Raw genomic sequence first — 5674 nt, 5'->3', positions numbered from 1 at the left:
GGGCGGTGGCGTCGGGGAGCGGGATCCCCGGCGGCGAGTTCGTGGGGATGGCCGAGGTGGTCATCGGGCGACCTCGAGGTTGTAGGTGGCCTGGTACAGCTGGACGGGGACGGTCTCGTCCGGGATGCCGGCGGAGTCGAGCACCTGCTCGAACCGGATGGACTCCTCGTCGAACAGCATCCCGATGCGGCTGCGCAGGTCGGCGCGGGCCTTGGCGCCCATGCCGCGCAGCGACTCGGCGCCGAACAGCGCCTTCAGCAGCCGCTGCGGGACGGCGCTGTTGCCGCCCTCGACGGCCACGTCGGACGTGCCGTACCCGAGCAGCCCGATCATCAGGACGAGCGAGACCGCCTCGGTGTCGAACGACACCAGCTTCGCGACCGAGCGCTTGGTGACGCCCTCGGTGCGGATCAGCTCCTGGACGTGGTCCTGCCAGGAGCTGACGGCCCGGGTGACGCGGCGCGACAGCTCCGGGGAGACGTGCCCGAGCTCGGCGTCCGCCGCGGCGAGGACCTGCCGTCCGGCCGGGTGGTCCCGCCAGCGGGCGATGACCTGCTCGGCGCCGTGCTCGGCGGACGCCATGATCAGCGATTCGAGGCCGCTGCGCAGCGCCGCCTTCAGCGCGCGGACCCGGGCCGGGCTGCGGCCCCGCCGCCGCGCGGACCGGCCGCGCCGGGAGCGCTGGGTGTGCAGGGACCGCAGCAGGTCGCCGGTGCCGGCGAAGTCCTGCCAGCGGGCGAGGACCTCGCCGCGCAGCAGGGACCCGTTGCGGGTGGCCTCGTCGAGCTCGGCGAGCGCGGTGCCGTACCCGGCCGCGACCTCGGCGGACAGCTCGGTGCGCTGCTCGACCTGCGCCTCGACCTGGCGGGCGAGCTCGGGGACGCGGGTGCGGAAGCTGTCGAGGACGGCGGCGAGGGTGTCGCTGATGACGATCTCGCGGTCCTCGGCGTCCTCCGCGACGCCGGTGAGCCACTCGCGGATGTCCTCGACGGTCTCCTCGGGGAGGCGGCTGTCCTCGATCCGGGTCTCGGGGACGGTGAAGCGGCGCGCCTCGCCGACCTCGTTCTCGTCCAGCATCTCGCCGAAGTGCTCGACGATCTCGGCGCCCTGCGGCCCGGCGCCCTGCGGGACCCGGGACAGCACGACGCCGATCGTGGCGCCGTTCTCCCTGGCGCGCTGGAGCATCTGCCACACCTGCGCGTCGGCGTACCGGGCGGCGGTGGTGACGCACAGCCACAGGTCGGCGGCGGCCATCAGCTTGGTGGCGAACTCGTAGTGGTCCTCGAAGACGGAGTCGAAGTCGGGGCTGTCGAGGAGCGCGAGGCCGGGCGGGAGGACGTCGCTGGTGATGATGACCAGCTGGTCACCGGCGATGGCGTCGGGGGCCGGGCCGCGGACGCGTCCCATGCCCGGCAGCAGCGGGCCCTCCAGGAACCACTGCGCGTGGTCGGGGTGGCAGACGAGGATCGGGCTGCTGGTGGTCGGGCGCAGCACGCCGGTGGCGCTCACGCGGGCCCCGACGAGCGTGTTGACCAGCGTGGACTTGCCCGCGCCCGTCGAGCCGCCGAGGACCACCAGCATGGGCGCGCCGGCCGCCTGGATGCGCGGGAGGACGTAGTCCTGGAGCTGGTCGCGCAGCTCGTCGCGGGCCTCGCGGGCCTCCTGCACGCCGGGGACGTCGAGGAGGAAGTTGAACGCGCCGAGCTGGTCGCGCAGGCTGGTGACGGCCCTGGTCAGCTCGCCCTGGCGCACCGTGTTGGGGGTGGTGGGCCTGGCGGCGCGGCGCCGTCCGGTGCTTCTGGGCTTGTCTTCCTTGGCACGCTGGGCCGCCTTGTCCGGCTTGACTGCCGGCTCGTCCTTGCCGGGCTCGTCTTCCTTGGCGGGTTTCGGTTCCCGGCCGGACGGGGGTTCGGCGGCGGATCTCGCGTGCTTGCCCGTGCCCGCCTGGGACTCCTTGCGGCGGGCGTAGCGGCCTCGCCTGGTCTCCTTGGCGGGCTCCGCGCTCGTGGGCTCGGTCGTTCCGGCGTCGTCGTCCGGCGCGTGCTCGGCAGGCTCGGCGCCCTCGGCGTGCTCGGCCGTCTCGGTGATCTCGGCGGCTTCGGCGGTCGGACGATCTTTACCGGATGTTCCCTGGCGCGTCTCGTCCTCGCCGTCCGCCTGGCCCTCGGGGCGGGCGGTCTCGGCGCGCCGGCCCGTCGCGGGCGCGGCGTCGTTCCCGGGAGTCGCGGTGTCCTCGATCCCGCGTCCCGGGCCGGCGCCGGCCTCCTCGTCGTGGACCGCGCTCTGCTCTGCCGGGGGTGTCACGGATCCCGTCCCATGTCCGCTCGAATCATGTCGATCTCTCGTGCCACGTTGACCACGTCGCCCACGACCACGATCGCCGGGGGCCGGATGTCGCCCGCGGCCATCGCGTCGGCCACCGTGCCCAGCGTCGCCGTCAGCGTCCGCTGGCCGGGGAGGGTGCCGTCCTGGATCACGGCGACCGGCGTGCCGGACGACCGACCATAGCGCATGAGGGCCGGTGCGATCAGCGTCATCCGTTCCACGGCCATGAGCAGGACGATCGTGCCGTTCCCCTGGCCCAGCGCGGCCCAGTCGACGGCCGAGTCGGGGTGCCCGGGAGGGACGTGCGCGGAGACGACGTGGAACTCCTGCGCGACGCCCCGGTGGGTGACCGGGATGCCCGCGGCGGACGGGACGGCGACGGCGCTGGTGATGCCGGGGACGACCGTGACGGGCACGCCGTGCCGGGCGCAGTGGAGCGCCTCCTCACCGCCGCGGCCGAACACGAACGGGTCGCCGCCCTTGAGCCGGACGACGAAGCGCCCCTGCCTGGCGTGCTCGACGAGGTACTCGTTGATGCGGTCCTGCGTGACGGTCCGGCCGTAGGGGATCTTGGCGGCGTCGATCACCTCGACATCGGGGGCGAGCTCGTCCAGGAGGCCGCCGGGGGCGAGCCGGTCGGTGACGACGACGTCCGCCATCGCGAGGAGCTGCCGGCCGCGGACGGTGATCAGCCCCGGGTCGCCGGGACCGCCGCCGACCAGGGCGACGCCGGCGGGCTTGCGCCGGGAATGCCGGGCTTCGAGGGCGCCGGCGCGCAGGCCGTCCACGACGGCGTCGCGGATGCCGGCGGCGCGCCGCGGGTCGCCGCCGAGCAGGACGCCGACGGTCGCGTCGCCCGCGTGGCCGCTCGCGGGCGTCCAGGCGGGCGAGGACTCGGCGTCGTCGGCCCGGACGGCCCAGATGCGGGCGTCCTCCGCCTCGGCGACGACGTCGGCGTTGACCTTGGCGTCGTCGGTGACGGCCTGGACCAGCCAGGCGCCCGCGCAGTCGCCGCTCCGGAAGCCCCGCCGGTGCCAGGTGATCCTTCCGCGCTCGGCGAGGCCCTGCAGGGAGGTGGTCACGCTCGGCGAGACCAGCACCACGTCGGCGCCCGCGTCCAGCAGCGCGGGCACGCGCCGCTGGGCGACCCGGCCCCCGCCGACGACGAGGACGCGCCGGCCGCCGAGTCGCAGTCCTAGCAGGTACGGGGGCACGTGGTGATTCTCTCGATCGGATGTGCGGATCAGCTCGCGGACTCCGGTAAGGGACTAGTGGCCTTGTGGAACAAAGGTACTCGGGTTGAGGAGTGCATGGAGAGTGCCTCCGTCCAGTCGATAGCCGAAGGTGACTCATTCCGTGATCGTTTAGTTACGCGGTCGGGCGTCCTTCTCGCTGACCCCGGCGGAGTCGAAGGTGGCGACCTCGTGCAGGACCCGCACCGAGCCCTGGACCAGCGGCAATGCCAGCAGGGCGCCCGTTCCCTCGCCCAGCCTGAGCTCCAGGTCGACGAGCGGGCGCAGGCCGAGCGCGGTGAGGGCGGCGGCGTGGCCGGGCTCCGCCGAGCGGTGCCCGGCGGCGCAGGCGCCGATGGCGTCGGGGCTGAGCGCGGCGGCCGCGAGGGCGGCGGCTCCGGCGATCACCCCGTCCAGGACGACGGGCACGCGCAGGGCCGCCGCGCCGAGGACGAACCCGGCGATCGCGGCATGTTCCAGCCCGCCGACCGCGGCCAGCACGTCCAGCGGCGCGGCGGCCTCGTCGGGCAGGCCGTGGCGGGCGAGGGCGGTGCGGACGATCTCGACCTTGCGGGCGTGGGTGGCGTCGTCGATCCCGGTGCCCCGGCCGGTGACCTGTTCGGGCGGCCGCCCGGTGAACGCGGCGATCAGCGCGGCGGACGCGGTGGTGTTGGCGATCCCCATGTCCCCGGTGATCAGGCAGCGGGCCCCGCTGGTCACCAGGTCGCGGGCCACCTCGATGCCGGTGGCGACGGCGCGGCGGGCCTCGTCGGCGGTCATCGCGGGGCCGAGCGTCATGTCGGCGGTGCCGGGGGCGATCTTGCGCTGGAGCAGGCCGGGGGCCGCTTCGAGGTCGGCGGCGACGCCGATGTCGACGACGCTGACCTCGGCGCCGACCTGGGCGGCGAACGCGTTGACGACGGCGCCGCCCGCCAGGAAGTTGGCCACCATCTGCGCGGTGACCTCCTGCGGCCACGGGCTGACGCCCTGCGCGTGGACGCCGTGGTCGGCGGCGAACACGGCGACGGCGGCGGGCTCGGGCAGCGGCGGCGGGCACCGTCCGGCCAGCCCCGCGAGCCTCACCGACAGCTCTTCCAGGACGCCGAGCGACCCGGGCGGCTTGGTGAGGCGGGCCTGGTGGTCGCGGGCGTCCCGCATGGCGGCCTCGTCCAGGGGCGCGATGGCGGCGATGGTCTCCTCGATCAGGTTCACGGTGTCCTCTCCCTAGGTGCCGATCCCTTAAATGCCGAGTTCGCCGAGCACGTCTAGAAGGGCGTCGTTGGAGGACCGGTCGCGCACGGCGATGCGCAACCAGTCGGAGCCGAGCCCTGGGAATGTGTCTCCGCGCCTTACGGCGTAGCCGCGCTGCCTTAGCAATGCTCTGATGCCGAGGGCGTCCGGCACGCGCAGACATAGGAAGGACGCTCGCGCTCCAGGGACGACATAGAGGCCGCGTGCGGTGAGTTCGCCTGCCAGCCGGTCGCGTTCAGCGGCGAGTGCCACGGCCCAGGCTTCGGCCTCGGCGACGGCTTCCGGGGTGGAGCACGCCTCTATGGCGACGAGCGAAGGCGTGGACACGGCCCAGAGCGGCTGCGCCTCCGCGAGCCGTCCGATCAGGTGGGGATCGGCCAGGACGTATCCGGCGCGCAGGCCCGCGAGGCCCCAGGTCTTGGTGAGGGAGCGGATGACGGCGACGCCGGTGGGCAGCCTGCCGGACAGGCTCTCGGGCTCCCCGGGGACGCAGTCCATGAACGCCTCGTCGACGACGACCGTCCGGCCGGGCGCGGCCAGTGCGGCGACGGCGGAGGCGGGGTGGAGCACGGAGGTCGGGTTCGTCGGGTTGCCGATCACGACGAGGTCGGCGCCGTCCGGGATCGCGGCGGGGCCGAGGGTGAAGTCCTTGCCCAGGACCACCCGTTCCACCGGGTGGCCGGCGGCCCGCAGCGCGGCCTCGGGCTCGGTGAACTGCGGGTGCACGACGACCGCCTTGCGCGGCGCGAGGACCCGCGCCAGCAGGACGAACGCCTCCGCCGCACCGGCCGTGAGCAGCACCTCGCCGACGGCCCTGCCGTGCCGCCGGGCCACCGCGCGGCGGGCGGGGCGCGGGTCGGGGTAGG

At 74.6% G+C, this 5674-nt stretch carries 4 protein-coding genes; all 4 read right to left on the bottom strand.

Translation table 11 applies throughout. The features are described from left to right. Positions 1-60: 60 nt before the first annotated feature. Positions 61-2304 carry an AAA family ATPase gene (locus E1264_RS39300; protein ID WP_243711450.1) on the bottom strand — a complete coding sequence of 748 codons (2244 nt, stop codon included), beginning with the start codon at positions 2302-2304 and terminating at the stop codon, positions 61-63. Next, on the bottom strand, positions 2301-3539 hold the full coding sequence (cobA, locus tag E1264_RS39295) for a uroporphyrinogen-III C-methyltransferase (protein WP_132182117.1): 1239 nt from the start codon (positions 3537-3539) through the stop codon (positions 2301-2303). The genes E1264_RS39300 and cobA overlap by 4 nt, the downstream gene beginning before the upstream one ends. 150 nt (positions 3540-3689) lie before the next feature. Further along, entirely contained in the window at positions 3690-4769 is a 1080-nt protein-coding gene (gene cobT, locus E1264_RS39290) for a nicotinate-nucleotide--dimethylbenzimidazole phosphoribosyltransferase (protein ID WP_132182115.1), read from the bottom strand. A gap of 27 nt (positions 4770-4796) precedes the next feature. Then, the coding region (gene cobC, locus E1264_RS39285; protein ID WP_132182113.1) for an Rv2231c family pyridoxal phosphate-dependent protein CobC at positions 4797-5674 on the bottom strand (878 nt) is incomplete at its 5' end.

This window comes from Actinomadura sp. KC216, from assembly GCF_004348535.1.
Taxonomy (GTDB): Bacteria; Actinomycetota; Actinomycetes; order Streptosporangiales; family Streptosporangiaceae; genus Spirillospora.
This window is presented reverse-complemented; position numbering and strand designations above follow the sequence as displayed.